Genomic DNA, 18,710 nt, shown 5'->3' with positions numbered 1-18,710 from the left:
ATAATTTTTCCTGTTTCTAAGTAGAGTATGTCTTATTGACACTATATTTTAGGATTATATATAATAAAGTAAAATTTGACTTTTTAACCACTAAGGAGGAGCATTTTTTTTATGTCAATCGAGGTAGGCAGCAAGTTACAGGGTAAAGTAACAGGTATTACAAATTTTGGGGCTTTTGTGGAGCTGCCAGAGGGCTTAACGGGTCTTGTTCATATTAGTGAAGTTGCTGATAACTATGTAAAAGATATTAACGATCACTTAAAAGTGGGCGACCAAGTAGAAGTAAAAGTTATTAATGTTGAAAAAGATGGAAAGATTGGTTTATCTATCAAAAAAGCGAAAGAACGTGAAAAAACAGAAGGAGATCGTCCACGCGGTGAATACCAACGCGGTGGTGATCAACAACGTTCTGGACGTCCACAACGTAATAATCGCTCTTTCAACAGAGATAATCGCGGTGGCGGTAACGACCGAGCTCCGAAAGAAACATTTGAGCAAAAGATGGCACGCTTCTTAAAAGATAGCGAAGATCGTTTAACTTCTTTAAAGCGTAACACAGAGTCTAAACGTGGTGGCCGTGGCGCGCGTCGCGGATAATAAGGACGTTTAGTTTTTAACATATAGAGAGGTACCCAGGGTGATGGCTCAGGGTGCTTTTTTATATGTTAAAAATATTTTCAAAAAAGTTTTTGAGATGTGTTGACTTTAATTAGTATCTGATGTAAGATACTAATTGTCCGTTAAATAAGACGACATGGCGGTGTAGCTCAGCTGGCTAGAGCGTACGGTTCATACCCGTGAGGTCGGGGGTTCGATCCCCTCCGCCGCTATATTTAATTTAACGGCCCGTTGGTCAAGTGGTTAAGACACCGCCCTTTCACGGCGGTAACACGGGTTCGAATCCCGTACGGGTCATCTAAAAAGATCATGCAAATTTGCATGATCTTTTTTTGTTAAATAAATTAAGATATACAACACTTCTACAAAATCACCCTATATTTTCTGAATATTTAATTAAAATATCAAAAATAACTTACATACCGTGTATATCTGTAGAGTTATTTCGAATAAAAAGTCGAACGATTATAAAAGTGAAAACTGTTGTTTTGACAAAAAAACCAACAATCATCTTTTATAATGACAGTAATTAAACTATGCAGGTGGTGTTAAAAATATGCCTAAAGCAGGAAGGAATACTATGAATACAAGTGCATTGGCAATGAATGAGAGTCAGCTTGGAGGAATAAAGTGGACGAGTAAGTTGCGAATGAAATTTGAGCAAGTTTTCTTTAGATGGGGATTTATTATTGTTGTTATTGGTTTTCTTTTGGGACGAGCATATATATTAACAAATATTTTACCGTTTGCACTACCATTTTTTGCTGCTGTTTATGTTATGAAGCGGGATAAGATGCCGCTAGCATTTTTAGCTCTAATGGGAGGAGCTCTTTCGGTATCGATAGATAATTTGTTTTTTACCTTTGCATCTATCTTTACCTTCTTCATTTATAATATCTTCTTTAGTCGATTTACACGTAAAACTGTTGGACTTGTTCCATTTCAAGTATTTATCTCCGCATTAACCGCACACTTAGTTGTTGTATATTTTGCGCAACAAACTGTCACCATGTACGATTTACTCGTTAGTACCATTGAGGCTGGGCTTAGTTTCGTATTAACTATGATATTTTTACAAAGCGTCCCGCTTTTAGTGGAAAGGAAAGGAAAACAACAGGCATTAGAGACGGAAGAAATTGTTTGTTTGATTATATTACTAGCATCTGTTTTAACGGGTACAACAGATTGGTTTGTATATGATGCTTCTATTCAACATATTTTTACAAGGTATTTAGTGCTAGTATTTGCATTTATTGCAGGTGCTGCCACAGGATCCACAGTAGGGGTTGTAACAGGACTAATATTAAGTTTAGCAAATGTGTCTAGCTTGTCTCAGCTTAGCCTTCTTGCTTTCTCTGGATTGCTTGGTGGATTGTTAAAAGAAGGGAAGCGTTTAGGTGTTAGTTTAGGTTTATTAATTGGGACAAGCTTAATTACATTATATGTGGACAAACAGACAAATATTGTAACAACTTTAATTGAGTCAGGTGTAGCGATTGTTATCTTCTTATTAACACCGAAGCTTGTTTTGGATCGTATTGCTAAATTTATGCCAGGTACACAAGAGCATTCGCAAGACCAACAACAATATTTAAGAAGGATGCGTGATGTTACAGCAAATAAAATCAACCAATTTGCAAATGTATTTGCTGCTTTATCTAATAGCTTTTCTGTATATGGGTATGTAGAGGAAGAAGATAAAGAGACAGAAGCAGATTTGTTTTTGAGTACAATTACTGCGAAAACATGTCAAACATGCTTTAAAAAGGATCAATGCTGGGTAGTGAATTTTGATAAAACGTACGATTATATGAAACAAATAATGAATGAAACGGAAGAAGGAACCCTGCAACATAATCGTAAATTAGTTCGTGAGTGGGACAAGCATTGTGTGAGAGGGAAAAAAGTGACGGATTTAGTAGCGGGTGAATTAGATCACTTCTATGAGGGACAAAAATTACGAAAACAAATGAAGGAAAATCGTAGAATAGTAGCGGAGCAATTATTAGGTGTATCAAAGGTTATGGAGGATTTTGCTAAGGAGATACAACGAGAGCGTGAAAATCATCAAGTGCAGGAAGAACAGATTATGCAAGCATTCCGTGATTTTGGTGTCGAAGTAGAGCATGTTGATATTTATTGTTTAGATAGAGGAAGTATTGATATTGAAATGTTAATTCCAGTTGCATCTAATGAACATGGTGAATGTGAAAAGTTAGTTGCACCGATGCTTTCGGATATCCTTAAAGAAAATATTGTCGTTAAACATGAAGAAAAGTCTTCTTATCCAAATGGCCATAGTTTAATATCATTTGGTTCGGCGAAGACGTATTCTCTTGATACAGGATTGGCTACAGCTGCAAAAGGCGGTGGATTTGTTTCGGGTGACTCTTATGCGATGATGGATTTAAGTGTTGGTAAATATGCACTTGCAATTAGTGATGGTATGGGGAATGGGCAAAGGGCTCATATGGAAAGTAAGGAAACGGTGAAATTATTACAAAAAATACTCCAATCGGGCATTGATGAAGAAATAGCAATTAAGTCTATCAATTCAATTCTTTCTTTGAGAACGACAGAAGAGATGTTTACGACGTTAGATTTAGCTATGGTAGATTTGCGGGATGCGAGTGCAAGGTTTTTAAAGATTGGATCGACGCCGAGTTTTGTTAAACGCGCAAATAATATTTTGAAAATTGAAGCAAGTAATTTGCCGATGGGAATCATTGAAGATGTTGAAGTTGATGTGGTGGGTGAACAATTAAAAACGGGCGATATTCTTATTATGATGAGCGATGGGATTTTTGAGGGAGCACAGCATGTGGAGAATCATGAATTGTGGATGAAACGAAAAATTAAAGAATTGCAAACCGAAGACCCGCAAGAAATTGCTGATATCATTATGGAAGAAGTGATTCGCTCTTGTGATGGTTATATAAATGATGATATGACTATTGTAGTGGCAAAAGTGAAGAAAAATATGCCGAAGTGGGCTACGATTCCGATTGTAGGAATGCAGGCGCAGTAAAATGTAAGTGGAATGTTTATCTATAATTTGATTTTAAAAACCTAGGTGAATACCTAGGTTTTTTTGTGGAAAAAGGTAATGTTATTAATTTTGTGAATATACACGGAGGATGTAAGATAAAAATGTAATTTTTGTATATCTTTTTTTTGCACAATGTTTGTAAAAGTTGTACCATTGTAGACAAGGCAACTAACGTTGCTGTTCTTGTTTAATGAAAGGTGATTACGAAGTTGAAAGATACATTTGTTGAAAAAGTAGATGACTTTGTAAAGCAGCATGATGTATTAAAAAATGATTCAACAATTGTTGTGGGAGTTTCTGGTGGTCCTGACTCGTTAGCGCTTTTATATTATTTATTAGAAAAAAGAGCGGAAAAACAGTTGGAAATTGTAGTAGCTCATGTGGATCATATGTTTAGAGGTGATGAATCTCATGAGGATTTACGGTTTGTGCAGGGCCTCTGTGAAGAACTGGGAATTATTTGTGAAACGATAAGGATTAATGTATCACAATATCAACAGCAATACGGAATGAATGCACAGGTTGCTGCTAGAGAATGCAGATATGCATTTTTGGAAAGAATAATGAAGAAATATGATGCAAGATATGTTGCTCTTGGACATCATGGAGATGATCAAGTCGAGACAATTTTAATGCGTCTTGTAAGAGGGAGTACTCCGAAAGGATATGCAGGAATTGCAGTGAAGCGTCCTTTTCATAATGGGTATTTAATTAGGCCGTTACTTGGGGTAACGAAGGAAGAAATTGTTGATTACTGTAATAAGCTAAATTTAATGCCACGTATAGATCCGAGTAATAAAAAGGAAGTATATAAAAGGAATCGATTACGTAAATATGTCCTTCCTCATTTGAAAGAAGAAAATCCACAAGTGCATGAGAAATTCCAAAAATTTAGCGTGCAGATGCAAGAGGATGAGGCTTATTTGCAGGAATTAGCTTTTGAGAAAATGAATAAAGTAATTACAAAAAAAAGTGATAAACAAATTAGCTTATCAATTCCTGCCTTTGAATCCATGTCTATGCCTTTACAAAGAAGAGGGATTCAACTAATATTAAACTATCTTTATGAATATAAGATTCCATCTTCTCTTTCTTCCATACATATTGACAAGGTGATTGAGTTTTTTAAGCGGACACAACCTTCAGGTTCACTTGATTTTCCAGGTGATTTGAAAATTGTTCGTACATACGAGGAGTGTAGCTTTAGATTTAAACAAGAAATTGTTTCTCCTTTTTTACAAGATTTATCAGTACCCGGGACCATTACGCTATTGAACGGGGATGAATTTGTAACAGAGGTGAGCGAAGATATACCAAGTAACATGAATGAAACAGTATTTGTTGCTAAGTATAATGATATATCATATCCACTTCGTATTCGTTCTAGGGAAAATGGAGATCGCATGTCAATACAAGGTATGAATGGCACGAAAAAGATAAAAGCTATTTTTATCGAAGCAAAAGTACCGAAAGAAAAAAGAGAAGAATGGCCGGTCGTTTGTGATGCAAGTGGGACCATTATTTGGGTACCCTTGTTGAAGCGATCTGCATTTGCAATTTCGAAAGAGATGGCAAAGAAGGATAAATATATGATTATTCACTACAAAAGCAAGGAGTCTTCCGGGAGGATAATGAAATGATGAATCAAGATATCGAAAAAGTATTAATTTCTGAAGAGCAAATACAAGAAAAGGTGCGCGAACTAGGTGCAATTGTTGCAGAGGATTATAAAAACACAGTACCTCTTGCAATTGGTGTATTAAAAGGCGCAATGCCATTCATGGCAGATTTATTAAAGAGAACAGATACATATCTTGAAATGGATTTTATGGCTGTATCTAGTTACGGTCACTCTACAGTTTCAACAGGCGAAGTGAAAATTTTAAAAGATCTTGATACTTCTGTAGAAGGTCGCGATATTTTAATCGTCGAAGATATTATTGATAGTGGTCTTACACTAAGCTACTTAGTAGACTTATTCAAATATCGTAAAGCGAAGTCTGTAAAAATTGTTACATTATTAGATAAGCCAACAGGCCGTAAGGTTGATCTGAAAGCGGATTATGTTGGATTTACTGTTCCACATGAATTTGTAGTAGGATATGGATTAGATTATAAAGAGCAGTACCGTAATCTTCCTTATGTAGGCGTATTAAAACCAAGCGTTTACTCAAATTAATTAAATATAGGCTTCACAATTGTATAGGAAAGTTTTTCTATGTTACGATTTACTATAGTGTTTATGCCGTGAGAGGAGGTTAGGAATGAATCGTATCTTCCGTAATACCATCTTTTATTTACTGATATTCTTAGTAGTAATTGGAATCGTGAGCTATTTTAATGGTTCGACACAAAAAACGACATCAGTTAGCTACGACAAATTCATTACTAAACTAGAAAGCGGTGAAGTGCGTAATGTGCAACTTCAACCGAAAAATGGTGTATTTGAGGTAAAAGGACAATTTAATAACTCTAGCCAAGGAGAACAATTTGTTACTTATGCACCAAATACTGAGGAATTACAAAAGAAAATTAATGATAAAGCGAAAGGTGCCGAAGTTAAGTATCAACCAGCAGAAGAAACAAGTGCTTGGGTAACATTCTTTACTTCAATCATTCCATTTGTCATCATCTTCATTTTATTCTTCTTCTTATTAAACCAAGCTCAAGGCGGCGGTAGCCGTGTTATGAACTTCGGGAAAAGTAAGGCGAAGTTATATAATGATGAAAAGAAAAAAGTTCGTTTCAGAGATGTTGCTGGTGCGGATGAAGAGAAACAAGAACTTGTTGAGGTAGTTGAATTCTTGAAAGACCCTCGTAAGTTCTCTGAAGTTGGTGCTCGTATTCCAAAGGGTGTCCTATTAGTTGGACCTCCAGGTACAGGTAAAACTTTATTAGCACGTGCTGTTGCAGGTGAGGCTGGCGTTCCATTCTTCTCTATCAGTGGTTCTGACTTCGTAGAGATGTTTGTCGGTGTCGGTGCATCACGTGTACGTGATTTATTTGAAAATGCAAAGAAAAATGCTCCTTGTATCATTTTCATTGATGAAATTGATGCAGTAGGGCGTCAACGTGGCGCAGGTCTTGGTGGTGGCCATGATGAGCGTGAGCAAACGTTGAACCAATTACTTGTTGAAATGGATGGATTCGGTGCAAACGAAGGTATTATTATCATCGCTGCGACAAACCGTCCTGATATTCTTGATCCAGCATTATTACGTCCAGGTCGTTTTGACCGTCAAATTACAGTAGATCGTCCAGATGTAAATGGCCGTGAAGCTGTACTGAAGGTGCATGCTCGTAATAAACCGCTTGATGAGAATATCAACTTAAGAGCAATTGCAACTCGTACGCCAGGATTCTCTGGTGCTGATCTTGAAAACTTATTAAACGAAGCTGCTTTAGTAGCTGCGCGTCAAGATAAGAAGAAAATTGATATGAGTGACATTGATGAAGCAACGGATCGCGTTATTGCAGGTCCGGCTAAGAAAAGTCGTGTTATCTCTGAAAAAGAACGTAATATCGTTGCTTTCCATGAAGCGGGTCATACTGTAATTGGTGTTGTTCTTGATGAAGCTGATGTCGTTCATAAAGTAACAATTGTCCCTCGTGGTCAAGCTGGTGGATATGCAGTAATGCTTCCGAAAGAAGATCGTTACTTCATGACAAAGCCAGAGTTACTTGATAAAATCACTGGTTTACTTGGTGGTCGAGTAGCTGAGGAGATTGTATTTGGTGAAGTGAGTACAGGTGCTCACAACGACTTCCAACGTGCGACGGGCATTGCAAGACGTATGGTTACAGAATTCGGTATGAGTGATAAGCTTGGACCAATGCAATTTGGTAGTTCGCAAGGTGGTCAAGTGTTCTTAGGAAGAGACTTCCATTCAGAGCAAAACTACAGTGATGCAATTGCACACGATATCGATGTAGAAATGCAAACGATTATGAAAGAATGTTATGCTCGTGCAAAAGACATTCTTACTGAAAATCGTGATAAGCTAGATCTTATTGCAAAAACGTTACTTGAAGTAGAAACGTTAGATGCTGAGCAAATCAATCATTTATGTGATTACGGCAGATTGCCAGAACGTCCAACATCTTCAGATGATGTGAAAGTAAACATCAACATGAAGAAAGACGATGAAGATAAAGAAGATAAGTAAGAAACAAAGGAGTGACTATCGTCACTCCTTTTTTGTTTGTTAAAACCTTTGTTAATTACTATTGAGAACTTAGTGGATAAAGTAATTTAAGTAAAACTAGTATTAAAAATTGAAATAGAGAGCAATCTTTTTGTAAAATGATGAGGATAGGAAAGCTGATTATATAAGTATGTGTGATATGATGTTTTTATAAGTTTTATACATACTGCACAAATATAGATTAAATAAGATAAGTGGTGAGAATATGATTTTTGTATTGGATGTAGGGAACACAAATGCTGTACTAGGTGTGTTTGAAGAGGGGGAACTTCGTCAGCATTGGCGCATGGAAACAGATCGTCATAAGACAGAAGATGAATATGGAATGCTTGTAAAGCAATTGCTTGAGCATGAAGGTCTTTCGTTTGAAGATGTGAAAGGTATTATTGTGTCTTCAGTCGTACCACCAATTATGTTTGCTTTAGAGCGCATGTGTGAAAAATATTTTAAAATTAAACCGCTTGTAGTAGGGCCTGGGATAAAAACAGGGCTAAATATTAAATATGAAAATCCGCGTGAAGTAGGCGCAGACCGAATTGTAAATGCAGTAGCAGGAATCCACTTATATGGAAGTCCGCTTATTATTGTTGATTTTGGTACGGCTACTACATATTGTTATATTAACGAAGAAAAGCATTATATGGGTGGAGTTATTACGCCAGGAATTATGATTTCAGCAGAGGCTTTATATAGCAGAGCAGCAAAACTTCCTCGTATCGAAATTACAAAACCAAGCAGTGTAGTTGGGAAAAATACAGTAAGTGCGATGCAATCGGGTATTCTTTATGGTTATGTTGGACAAGTGGAAGGTATTGTTAAGCGTATGAAAGAAGAAGCTAGACAAGAACCTAAAGTTATTGCAACAGGTGGATTAGCAAAATTAATTTCCGAAGAATCGAATGTAATTGATATTGTAGATCCATTTTTAACGTTAAAAGGTTTATACATGTTATATGAACGTAATGCAAATTTACAGCATGAGAAAGGTGAATAAATACGTATGAAAGATTATTTAGTAAAAGCGTTAGCGTTTGATGGAGAAGTGCGTGCGTATAGTGTACGTACAACAAATACAGTAAGTGAGGCGCAAAGACGTCATGATACATGGAGAACAGCTTCAGCGGCACTAGGGCGTTCTTTAACTGCGGGTACAATGATGGGCGCAATGTTAAAAGGTGAGCAAAAGTTAACGATTAAGGTAGAAGGTAACGGTCCGATTGGTCCTATCTTAGTAGATGCTCATGCAAATGGAGATGTACGTGGTTATGTAACGAATCCGCATGTTGATTTTGAAGGAACAGAACAAGGGAAGTTACGTGTATATCAAGCGGTAGGTACAGAGGGGTTTGTAACTGTAATTAAAGATATTGGAATGCGTGAGCCGTTTATTGGTCAATCTCCAATCGTTTCAGGAGAATTAGGAGAAGACTTTACGTATTATTTTGCAGTTTCTGAACAAACGCCTTCTTCTGTAGGTGTTGGTGTTCTTGTAAATGGAGATGATAGCATATTAGCGGCAGGTGGATTTATCCTTCAAATTATGCCGGGTGCGCAAGATGAAACGATTTCATTTATTGAAGACCGTTTACAAAAAATTCCCCCTGTATCAACGTTGATTGAACAAGGCCTTTCTCCGGAAGAGCTACTATATGCAGTTCTTGGAGAAGATAAAGTAAAAGTATTAGAAACGATGGATGTTCAATTTAATTGCACATGCTCACGCGAGCGTATTGAGAGTGTATTAATTAGTTTAGGTAAAACAGAGTTAGAGCAAGTTCGTGAAGAAGAGGAAGAGACAGAAGTGCACTGTCATTTCTGTAATGAACGATACAAGTTCTCTAAAGAAGATATTACAAATTTAATCGAGAATTTGTAATAAGGGAATTAAGAGGAGCAATCCTCCAAATGAATTGACAAACAGGGAATTTTCTGACAAAATCTAAATATAGATAAAACCAATAAAAATACTCGGTGTTAGGAGTGACAGGAATGCGAGTGGCACAATCAGTTTCAGAATTAATCGGGAAAACGCCGATCGTCAAGTTGAACCGCATCGTAGAATCAGACAGCGCAGATATATACTTAAAATTAGAATTTATGAATCCGGGGAGTAGCGTTAAAGATCGTATCGCATTAGCTATGATTGAAGATGCTGAAAAAAATGGATTATTAAAAGAAGGCGATACAATCATTGAGCCGACAAGTGGTAATACAGGAATTGGTTTAGCGATGGTAGCGGCTGCTAAAGGATATAATGCAATCTTAGTAATGCCAGAAACAATGAGTATTGAGCGTCGTAATTTATTACGTGCTTACGGTGCGGAATTAGTATTGACTCCAGGGCCTGAAGGAATGGGTGGAGCAATTCGTAAAGCGACTGAATTAGCAAAAGAGCATGGCTACTTTATACCACAACAGTTCAAAAACCAATCGAATCCAGAAATTCACCGTTTAACAACAGGTCCAGAAATTATTGAACAAATGGGCGACCAATTAGATGCGTTTATTGCAGGTATTGGTACAGGTGGAACGATTACTGGTGCGGGTGAAGTACTGAAGGAAGCGTATAAAGATATTAAAATTTATGCAGTAGAACCTGCAGATTCACCAGTATTATCTGGTGGGAAACCAGGTCCACATAAAATCCAAGGAATTGGGGCGGGATTTATTCCGGAGACGTTGGATGTAGAAGTATATGATGAAATTATTCAAGTGAAAACAGAGCAAGCATTTGAATATGCGAGAAGAGTGGCTAAAGAGGAAGGTATTTTAGTTGGTATCTCTTCAGGTGCAGTTATTTATGCAGCAACAGAAGTTGCGAAAAAGTTAGGTAAAGGGAAAAAGGTACTTGTTATTATCCCGAGTAACGGTGAACGTTATTTAAGTACACCACTTTATCAATTTGAATCATAATTAAACGCGATTGAAAAAGCATCCTTGAAAAAGGGTGCTTTTTCTTTTGGGATTGGAAATAGGAAAAGAGTGAATGACTAGAAAACTTCATGTAAAATAAGAGGTAGTATAATTAAATTATTTTCACTAGCCTTCGAGTATAATCAATCTCTATATAAATAACTTATGTAGTTTGAGCTGGTTAATCTAAGAGGGTGGGATAAAAGAAGACGGGGTGTTGATATGCAACGAAGAAAATCTTTAGCGCTTTCTATTCCATATCAGTTAGATTTCTTTAAGCAATATAAATTTCTTTCTCAGGGTAAATCGCAACATATTTTGTTAGAAAGCGGCCGTGGCGGTCGTTATAACATTGTAGGGCTGAACCCAGTAGCGGTAATCCGAGGGAAGGATGAAACGTTACATATAAGTGAAAGTGGTAAGGAAACAATAAAACGGGGGAATCCGTTAGATTTAATGCAAGAATATATGGAACAATGGAAGACGGACTATAACCCAGAGTATCCGCCTTTTCAAGGTGGTGCAATTGGCTATTTCAGTTATGACTGTATCCGTTATATTGAAAAGCTGCCTTCTCTTGCGGAAGATGATATTAATATACCTGACATCTTCTTTTTATTATTTGATGACGTATTTGTCTATGATCAAAAAGAACAAGTGTTATGGGTTATTACGCATTATGTAGATAAATATGAAGAGGCAAAAGAACGGCTAAATGAGTGGAAGAGTCTTTGGATGACAGAAGCGCCTGAAGTGACTGTGCCCTTTGAAAGTCCTGAAAAGAAAAGTGAAGCAGTTGCTTTTACTGAAGCCGGCTTTATGAAGGCAGTTGAATGTATTCAAGAATATATTGGGGCGGGTGATGTGTTCCAAGTAAACTTGTCGACGAGACAAGAAAGAACGTTACAGACACACCCACTAGAAATTTATACAAGTCTTCGTGAAATTAATCCATCTCCATATATGGGTTACCTGGAGCTTGGGGATTTTCAAATTGTTAGTGGATCGCCAGAGTTGTTAATTAAGAAACAAGGAACTGAAGTAAGTACAAGACCAATTGCTGGAACGAGATCTAGAGGCGCGGATGAGCAAGAGGATGAAGAATTAGCAAGAGAATTAATTGAGAACGAAAAAGAAAGAGCAGAGCATGTAATGCTTGTGGATTTAGAAAGAAATGATTTAGGACGTGTTTGTAAATATGGCACTGTAGAAGTGGATGAATTTATGGTAATTGAGAAATACTCACATGTTATGCATATTGTTTCTAATGTGCGTGGTGAGGTGGAAGAAGATAAAGATGCTTTTGATTTAGTGAAGGCTGTATTCCCTGGGGGAACAATTACTGGTGCCCCGAAAATACGTACGATGGAAATTATTGAGGAATTAGAACCTGTTCGAAGAGGGATTTATACAGGTTCAATCGGTTGGATTGGTTATTCTGGAGATACAGAATTGAATATTGTAATTAGAACGCTTCTTGCTAAAGATGGAAAAGCTCATGTACAAGCAGGGGCGGGAATTGTAATTGATTCAAATCCAGAAAATGAATATAAAGAGTCGTTAAAAAAGGCGATTGCTTTATGGCGTGCAAAAGAACGTAGCGAAGAAACGGTTAGGTGAGAGAAATGATATTAATGATTGATAATTATGATTCTTTTACATTTAATTTAGTGCAGTTTCTTGGAGAACTTGGACAAGAGCTCGTTGTTAAACGTAACAATGAAGTGACCATTTCAGATATTGAGAATATGAAACCAGATTTTCTAATGATTTCTCCAGGTCCATGTAGTCCTAATGAAGCTGGGATTAGTATGGAAGTTATTAAATACTTTGCTGGAAAGATTCCGATTTTTGGAGTTTGTCTAGGGCATCAATCCATTGCACAAGTGTTTGGTGGAGAGGTTGTCCGTGCAGAACGATTAATGCATGGGAAAACGTCGCTTATGCATCATGATGGAAAGACGATTTTTTCGGATATTCCTAATCCGTTTACTGCGACGCGCTATCATTCCCTTATTGTTAAGAAAGAGACGTTACCCGATTGCTTAGAGGTAACATCTTGGACAGAGGAAGGAGAAATTATGGCACTTCGTCATAAGACATTGCCGATAGAGGGTGTGCAATTCCATCCGGAATCTATTATGACTTCTCATGGGAAAGAGTTGTTACAGAATTTCATTTGTAAATACAGTCCAAGTGCAACGTTATGTTAATTTACGTAAATGGTCAGTATGTAGAAGCAAGTGAAGCGAAAATTTCTCCTTATGATCATGGTTATTTATATGGTCTTGGAGTTTTTGAAACGTTTCGTATTTATAATGGTCATCCTTTCTTATTGGATGATCATTATGACCGTTTAATAGAAGCGCTGGATACATTGCAAATTAAATGGACAATGACAAAAAATGACGTGATGCTTATTTTGAAAGATTTACTCGCTAAGAATGAATTGAAGCATGCATATGTACGTTTTAATGTATCAGCGGGTATAGATGAAATAGGATTACAAACGGAAATGTATGAAGAGCCTTCGGTTATTGTTTTTATAAAACCTTTAACAGCTCCAGGAGATGTAGTGGAAAAAGAAGGTGTTATTCTAAAACAAGTGCGAAATACACCGGAAGGAACATTTCGTCTGAAGTCTCATCATTATTTAAATAATATTTTAGGGAAGCGTGAAATTGGAAATGTTGTGAGTAAGGAAGGTATTTTTCTTACTGAAGCAGGTTATGTTGCAGAGGGTATTGTTTCCAATCTATTTTTTGTGAAAGGTGATGTTTTATATACACCTTCGTTAGAGACAGGGATTTTAAATGGTATCACTCGTGCGTTTATTATAAAGAGTGCTGAAGAATTAAATATAGAAGTAAAGGAAGGTTTCTTTACAAAAGATGAGCTACTTTCAGCGGATGAAGTCTTCGTAACAAACTCCATTCAAGAAATTGTTCCGCTTTATCGTATAGAAGCGCAGGATTTCCCGGGTAAAGTAGGAGTGGTTACAAAAAGTTTAATGTACCTTTATGGAATGCAAAGAGAGAAATTATGGAGCAGAAATGAATTACGAAGAGGAGATGTGTAGTTTGAAGTGGGATTATGATTTACGCTGCGGCGAATATACATTGAATTTAAATGAAAAGACATTAATTATGGGGATTTTAAATGTAACACCAGATTCGTTTTCTGATGGTGGGAGTTACAACGAGGTAGATGCTGCGGTACGTCACGCAAAAGAAATGCAAGGTGAAGGTGCTCATATTATTGATATTGGTGGCGAATCTACTCGCCCGGGTTTTGCTAAAGTATCAGTAGAAGAAGAAATAAAGCGAGTTGTCCCGATGATTCAAGCAGTTTCAAAAGAAGTAAAATTGCCTATATCTATCGATACATATAAAGCTGAAGTTGCAAAGCAAGCAATTGAGGCTGGTGCTCATATTATTAATGATATTTGGGGAGCGAAGGCGGAGCCGAAAATTGCTGAAGTCGCAGCTCATTACGATGTACCCATCATTTTAATGCATAACCGCGATAACATGAATTATCGTAATTTAATGGCGGATATGATTGCTGATTTGTATGACAGTATTAAAATTGCTAAAAATGCTGGTGTGCGAGATGAGAATATTATTTTAGATCCAGGTATCGGTTTTGCTAAAACACCTGAGCAGAACTTAGAGGCGATGCGTAATTTAGAACAGTTAAATGTGCTAGGTTATCCGGTTCTCTTAGGTACTTCGAGAAAGTCCTTTATTGGGCACGTATTAGATTTGCCAGTAGAGGAACGCCTTGAGGGAACGGGAGCTACTGTTTGTCTTGGTATTGAAAAGGGCTGTGAGTTTGTTCGTGTCCATGATGTGAAAGAAATGGCGCGTATGGCTAAAATGATGGATGCGATGATTGGTAAGGGGGTAAGGTAATTGGATAAAATTTATATCCATGATATGGAGTTTTATGGTTATCATGGCGTGTTCCCAGAGGAGAATAAATTAGGTCAGAGATTTAAAGTTGACTTAACGGTGGAGTTGGATTTAAAGCGTGCAGGGGAAAGTGATGACTTAGAGCATTCGGTCAATTATGGAGAGCTTTTCGAATTATGTAGAAAAGTTGTTGAGGATAGAAAGTATAAGCTTGTGGAGAGTATCGCTGAAAATATTGCTGCAGATATATTAAAACAATATGAAAGTATTTCGCGCTGTACAATTAAGGTAATTAAGCCGGATCCACCGATACCGGGTCATTATCGTGCTGTAGCAGTAGAAATTACGAGAGAACGTCCATGAACAATATAGCTTACATTGCATTAGGGTCAAATATTGGAGAGCGTTATACGTATCTAACCGAAGCGATTCAGTTTTTAAATAAAAATCCTTATATTCAGGTTGATGATATTTCATCTGTATATGAAACTGAGCCAGTTGGCTATACTGACCAAAGTTGCTTTTTAAATTTAGTTATAAAAATTTCTACCAATTTATCACCACAAGAATTATTGAAAGTAACACAAAAAGTAGAAAATGACCTAGGAAGAAAAAGGGAAATTAGGTGGGGGCCGAGGACTATCGACCTTGACATTTTACTTTATAATCAAGAGAATATTGAAGCAGAGAATCTTATTGTTCCGCATCCGCGGATGTTTGAAAGAGCTTTTGTTATCGTTCCGTTGTTAGAAATTAATCAAGACATAAAACAAAACATTTCATGTTCACAAGTAGAAGAAATGAAAAGGCGAGAGGGAGTAACGGTATGGAAGCAGAAAAATGGGGAAGACGCATTCGTGCTTTTCGAAAGCTAAAAGGTTACACACAAGAAGGTTTTGCTAAAGCACTAGGGGTATCTGTATCTGTTTTAGGTGAGGTTGAGAGAGGGAATAGATCGCCTTCTCAAGATTTTGTAGTAGAAGTTGCTAAGGCATTAAATGTTTCGATAGAGGAATTAATGCCAAAGTGATTGTACAGGAAGGAGTAGATTGATTGTTAAAGATTGCAAATATCGAGATGAAAAATCCGGTTGTACTAGCACCGATGGCGGGAGTGTGTAACTCTGCATTCCGTTTAACAGTAAAAGAATTTGGTGCCGGCTTAGTTTGTGCTGAAATGGTAAGTGATAAGGCAATATTGCTTAATAATAAAAGAACATTAGATATGTTATATATCGACGAGAGAGAAAAGCCATTAAGTTTACAAATTTTTGGTGGAGAGAAAGAAACTCTTGTAGATGCTGCGAAATATGTAGATAAATATACGACAGCAGACATAATTGATATTAATATGGGTTGTCCAGTGCCGAAAATCGTTAAATGTGATGCTGGAGCAAGGTGGCTTTTAGACCCGAATAAAATATATGAAATGGTAGCAGCGGTTGTAGATGCTGTTGAAAAGCCGGTTACAGTTAAAATGCGTATCGGTTGGGATGAAGAACATATTTTCGCAATAGAAAATGCTAGGGCTGTTGAGCGTGCTGGTGGCCAAGCTGTGGCGGTTCACGGACGTACACGAGTGCAAATGTATGAAGGAAAAGCGGATTGGGATATTATTAAACAAGTAAAACAATCTGTAAATATCCCGGTTATCGGAAATGGTGATGTCGCAACGCCGCAAGATGCAAAGCGTATGCTTGATGAAATTGGTGTAGATGGTGTTATGATTGGTCGTGCTGCTCTTGGAGATCCGTGGATGATTTATCGTACGGTAAAGTATTTGGAGACAGGTGAATTAATGCCGGAACCAACAGTGCGCGAGAAAATTGATGTATGTATGTTGCATCTAGATCGTCTTATCGACTTAAAGAATGAAAGTGTCGCTGTAAGAGAGATGAGAAAACATGCAGCTTGGTATTTAAAAGGTGTTCGTGGTAATGCGAGTGTACGTAATGGTATTAATGCTTGTAACACACGGGAAGACCTTGCGAATGTGTTAGGTACATTTGTAGAAGAAGTGGAAGCGAAACAACAAACAATTTACGTTGGTTAATAATGGACATAGGAGATTGACATTCTTCTATACACTTCCTATAATTACGTGAAAGAAAGAAGAGCTGCCAGTTAGTTGCTGGCAGTTTTTCTAGTTGAGTAGAAAATGCTATACTGTATATATTGTAAAATTAAATAGAGCTGGAGTGATATCAATATCATGGATAACATGAACCACGAAGAATTAAACGACCAATTGATTGTTCGTCGTGAAAAGCTACATAATTTACGTGAACAAGGAATTGACCCGTTCGGTAAAAGATTTGAACGCACAAATTCAACAACTGACTTAGTGAGTCTATATGGAGAGTTCTCTAAAGAGGAATTAGAGGAGAAGGAAATCGCTGTTTCTATCGCTGGTCGTATTATGACAAAACGCGGAAAAGGGAAAGCTGGATTTGCACATGTTCAAGATTTACATGGACAAGTTCAAATTTATGTTCGTAAAGATGCTGTTGGAGATGACGAGTACGAATTATTTAAAACAGCAGATTTAGGTGATTTAGTAGGTATTGAAGGTAAAGTGTTCAAAACAAACGTTGGAGAACTTTCAGTAAAAGCAACAGGCTTTACGCTATTAACGAAATCTCTTCGTCCATTACCAGATAAATACCATGGATTAAAAGATGTTGAACAACGCTACCGTCAACGTTACTTAGACTTAATTACAAGTATGGAAAGTCGTGAAACGTTCGTTACTCGTAGTAAAATCATTCGTGAGATGAGAAGATACCTAGATGACAACGGTTATCTTGAAGTGGAAACACCTATGATGCATGCAATTGCAGGTGGAGCTTCTGCGCGTCCTTTCACTACACATCATAATGCGTTAGATATGGAATTATATATGCGTATCGCAATTGAGCTACATTTAAAGCGTCTTATTGTGGGTGGTTTAGAAAAAGTATATGAGATCGGCCGTGTATTCCGTAATGAGGGTGTATCAACTCGTCATAACCCTGAGTTTACGATGATTGAATTATATGAAGCATACGCTGATTATAAAGATATTATGAAGTTAACAGAAGATATGGTTGCTCATATCGCGAAAAAAGTACTGGGTACAACAACAATCCAGTATGGTGATTATGAAATTAATCTAGAACCAGAATGGACACGTCTTCATATGGTAGATGCGATTAAGCAATACTCTGGAGCTGATTTCTGGAATCCGATGAGTGTAGAAGAAGCGCGTGAACTTGCAAAAGAACATAATGTAGAAATTAAAGATACAATGGAAGTTGGTCATATTATAAATGAATTCTTCGAACAAAAAGTAGAAGATAAATTAATCCAACCAACATTTATTTACGGTCATCCGGTAGAAATCTCGCCGCTTGCGAAAAAGAATGATGAAGATCCAAGATTTACAGATCGTTTCGAATTATTTATCGTTGCGCGTGAACATGCAAATGCATTCACTGAGTTAAATGATCCAATCGATCAAAAAGAACGTTTTGAAGCGCAATTAAAAGAGCGCGAACAAGGTAATGACGAAGCTCACATGATGGATGACGATTATATTGAAGCTCTTGAGTACGGTATGCCTCCTACGGGTGGATTAGGAATCGGTATCGATCGTCTAGTTATGTTATTAACAAATGCACCATCTATTCGTGATGTATTATTATTCCCTGCTATGCGCCATAAACAAGACTAAGCTTTGGAGATTTCTCCAAAGCTTTTTTTTTATTTGAGCATGAGTTGCGTGGGTATAGTAAATCTTGATAGTGCGAGAAATTATATTTATATAGAAGAAATGTGCTGTTTTTATACCTTTTTACTAAGTTAAAAATTTTATTAGAAAAACTATTGCATTTTAATAATCAAACTGGTATATTTATATTCGTTGCCACGAAAGGTAACAAACAAAACAAACGAAAAACAACTTATTAAAAAAAGTTGTTGACGAAAATATAACGAAATGTTATATTGATAAAGTCGCTTCTGAGCGACAAAG

Annotated in this window: 17 protein-coding genes and 2 tRNA genes; all 19 read left to right on the top strand. The window is 37.0% G+C overall.

The window, feature by feature from the left end:
• Nucleotides 1-111 precede the first annotated feature (111 nt).
• The 19 genes from ACQGS6_RS11435 (at nucleotide 112) to lysS (ending at nucleotide 18,410) form a co-directional block, all read left to right on the top strand.
• Nucleotides 112-597 (top strand): S1 domain-containing RNA-binding protein, encoded by a 486-nt coding sequence (locus ACQGS6_RS11435; RefSeq protein ID WP_000021451.1) that lies wholly within the window; start codon nucleotides 112-114, stop codon nucleotides 595-597.
• 159 nt (nucleotides 598-756) lie between these two features.
• Nucleotides 757-830: transfer RNA gene (locus tag ACQGS6_RS11430), tRNA-Met, on the top strand.
• Nucleotides 831-843: 13 nt separating this feature from the next.
• Nucleotides 844-915 (top strand) — tRNA-Glu (locus ACQGS6_RS11425).
• 259 nt (nucleotides 916-1,174) lie between these two features.
• Nucleotides 1,175-3,646 carry a stage II sporulation protein E gene (gene spoIIE / locus ACQGS6_RS11420; RefSeq protein WP_001123552.1) on the top strand — a complete coding sequence of 824 codons (2,472 nt, stop codon included), beginning with the start codon at nucleotides 1,175-1,177 and terminating at the stop codon, nucleotides 3,644-3,646.
• 230 nt (nucleotides 3,647-3,876) lie between these two features.
• Entirely contained in the window at nucleotides 3,877-5,307 is a 1,431-nt protein-coding gene (gene tilS, locus ACQGS6_RS11415) for a tRNA lysidine(34) synthetase TilS (RefSeq protein ID WP_426965148.1), read from the top strand.
• Nucleotides 5,304-5,846, top strand: coding sequence for a hypoxanthine phosphoribosyltransferase (gene hpt / locus ACQGS6_RS11410; RefSeq protein ID WP_000981844.1), 543 nt, complete (start codon nucleotides 5,304-5,306; stop codon nucleotides 5,844-5,846). Before tilS ends, hpt begins: the two co-directional genes overlap by 4 nt.
• An 85-nt stretch (nucleotides 5,847-5,931) precedes the next feature.
• Entirely contained in the window at nucleotides 5,932-7,833 is a 1,902-nt protein-coding gene (ftsH, locus tag ACQGS6_RS11405; RefSeq protein WP_001079672.1) for an ATP-dependent zinc metalloprotease FtsH, read from the top strand.
• 244 nt (nucleotides 7,834-8,077) lie between these two features.
• The gene (locus tag ACQGS6_RS11400) at nucleotides 8,078-8,866 is read left to right on the top strand and encodes a type III pantothenate kinase (protein ID WP_000578368.1); all 789 of its coding nucleotides are present in this window, start codon (nucleotides 8,078-8,080) and stop codon (nucleotides 8,864-8,866) included.
• A 6-nt stretch (nucleotides 8,867-8,872) separates the two neighbouring features.
• Nucleotides 8,873-9,748 carry a redox-regulated molecular chaperone HslO gene (hslO, locus tag ACQGS6_RS11395; protein WP_000656372.1) on the top strand — a complete coding sequence of 292 codons (876 nt, stop codon included), beginning with the start codon at nucleotides 8,873-8,875 and terminating at the stop codon, nucleotides 9,746-9,748.
• 113 nt (nucleotides 9,749-9,861) lie between these two features.
• The gene (cysK, locus tag ACQGS6_RS11390) at nucleotides 9,862-10,785 is read left to right on the top strand and encodes a cysteine synthase A (RefSeq protein WP_001261718.1); all 924 of its coding nucleotides are present in this window, start codon (nucleotides 9,862-9,864) and stop codon (nucleotides 10,783-10,785) included.
• 222 nt (nucleotides 10,786-11,007) lie between these two features.
• Nucleotides 11,008-12,405, top strand: coding sequence for an aminodeoxychorismate synthase component I (gene pabB, locus ACQGS6_RS11385; protein ID WP_001189719.1), 1,398 nt, complete (start codon nucleotides 11,008-11,010; stop codon nucleotides 12,403-12,405).
• 5 nt (nucleotides 12,406-12,410) lie between these two features.
• Nucleotides 12,411-12,998 (top strand): aminodeoxychorismate/anthranilate synthase component II, encoded by a 588-nt coding sequence (gene pabA / locus ACQGS6_RS11380; protein WP_000602309.1) that lies wholly within the window; start codon nucleotides 12,411-12,413, stop codon nucleotides 12,996-12,998.
• On the top strand, nucleotides 12,992-13,864 hold the full coding sequence (pabC, locus tag ACQGS6_RS11375) for an aminodeoxychorismate lyase (RefSeq protein ID WP_000909873.1): 873 nt from the start codon (nucleotides 12,992-12,994) through the stop codon (nucleotides 13,862-13,864). The genes pabA and pabC overlap by 7 nt, the downstream gene beginning before the upstream one ends.
• Nucleotides 13,839-14,699 (top strand): dihydropteroate synthase, encoded by an 861-nt coding sequence (gene folP, locus ACQGS6_RS11370; protein ID WP_002103948.1) that lies wholly within the window; start codon nucleotides 13,839-13,841, stop codon nucleotides 14,697-14,699. Before pabC ends, folP begins: the two co-directional genes overlap by 26 nt.
• The gene (folB, locus tag ACQGS6_RS11365) at nucleotides 14,700-15,062 is read left to right on the top strand and encodes a dihydroneopterin aldolase (protein WP_000358062.1); all 363 of its coding nucleotides are present in this window, start codon (nucleotides 14,700-14,702) and stop codon (nucleotides 15,060-15,062) included.
• Complete coding sequence (gene folK, locus ACQGS6_RS11360; protein ID WP_001059447.1) at nucleotides 15,059-15,574, top strand: 2-amino-4-hydroxy-6-hydroxymethyldihydropteridine diphosphokinase; 516 nt, start codon at nucleotides 15,059-15,061, stop codon at nucleotides 15,572-15,574. Before folB ends, folK begins: the two co-directional genes overlap by 4 nt.
• On the top strand, nucleotides 15,526-15,729 hold the full coding sequence (locus ACQGS6_RS11355; RefSeq protein WP_000387024.1) for a helix-turn-helix domain-containing protein: 204 nt from the start codon (nucleotides 15,526-15,528) through the stop codon (nucleotides 15,727-15,729). Before folK ends, ACQGS6_RS11355 begins: the two co-directional genes overlap by 49 nt.
• A 23-nt stretch (nucleotides 15,730-15,752) precedes the next feature.
• The gene (gene dusB, locus ACQGS6_RS11350; protein ID WP_000912251.1) at nucleotides 15,753-16,751 is read left to right on the top strand and encodes a tRNA dihydrouridine synthase DusB; all 999 of its coding nucleotides are present in this window, start codon (nucleotides 15,753-15,755) and stop codon (nucleotides 16,749-16,751) included.
• Between the two features lie 159 nt (nucleotides 16,752-16,910).
• Complete coding sequence (gene lysS / locus ACQGS6_RS11345; RefSeq protein ID WP_000369668.1) at nucleotides 16,911-18,410, top strand: lysine--tRNA ligase; 1,500 nt, start codon at nucleotides 16,911-16,913, stop codon at nucleotides 18,408-18,410.
• The last annotated feature ends 300 nt before the right edge of the window (nucleotides 18,411-18,710 follow it).

The organism is Bacillus sp. GMs2/2, from assembly GCF_050172095.1.
GTDB lineage: Bacteria > Bacillota > Bacilli > Bacillales > Bacillaceae_G > Bacillus_A > Bacillus_A cereus.
Note: the sequence above shows the minus strand (reverse complement) of the source record. Positions and strands in the feature narration are given on the sequence as shown.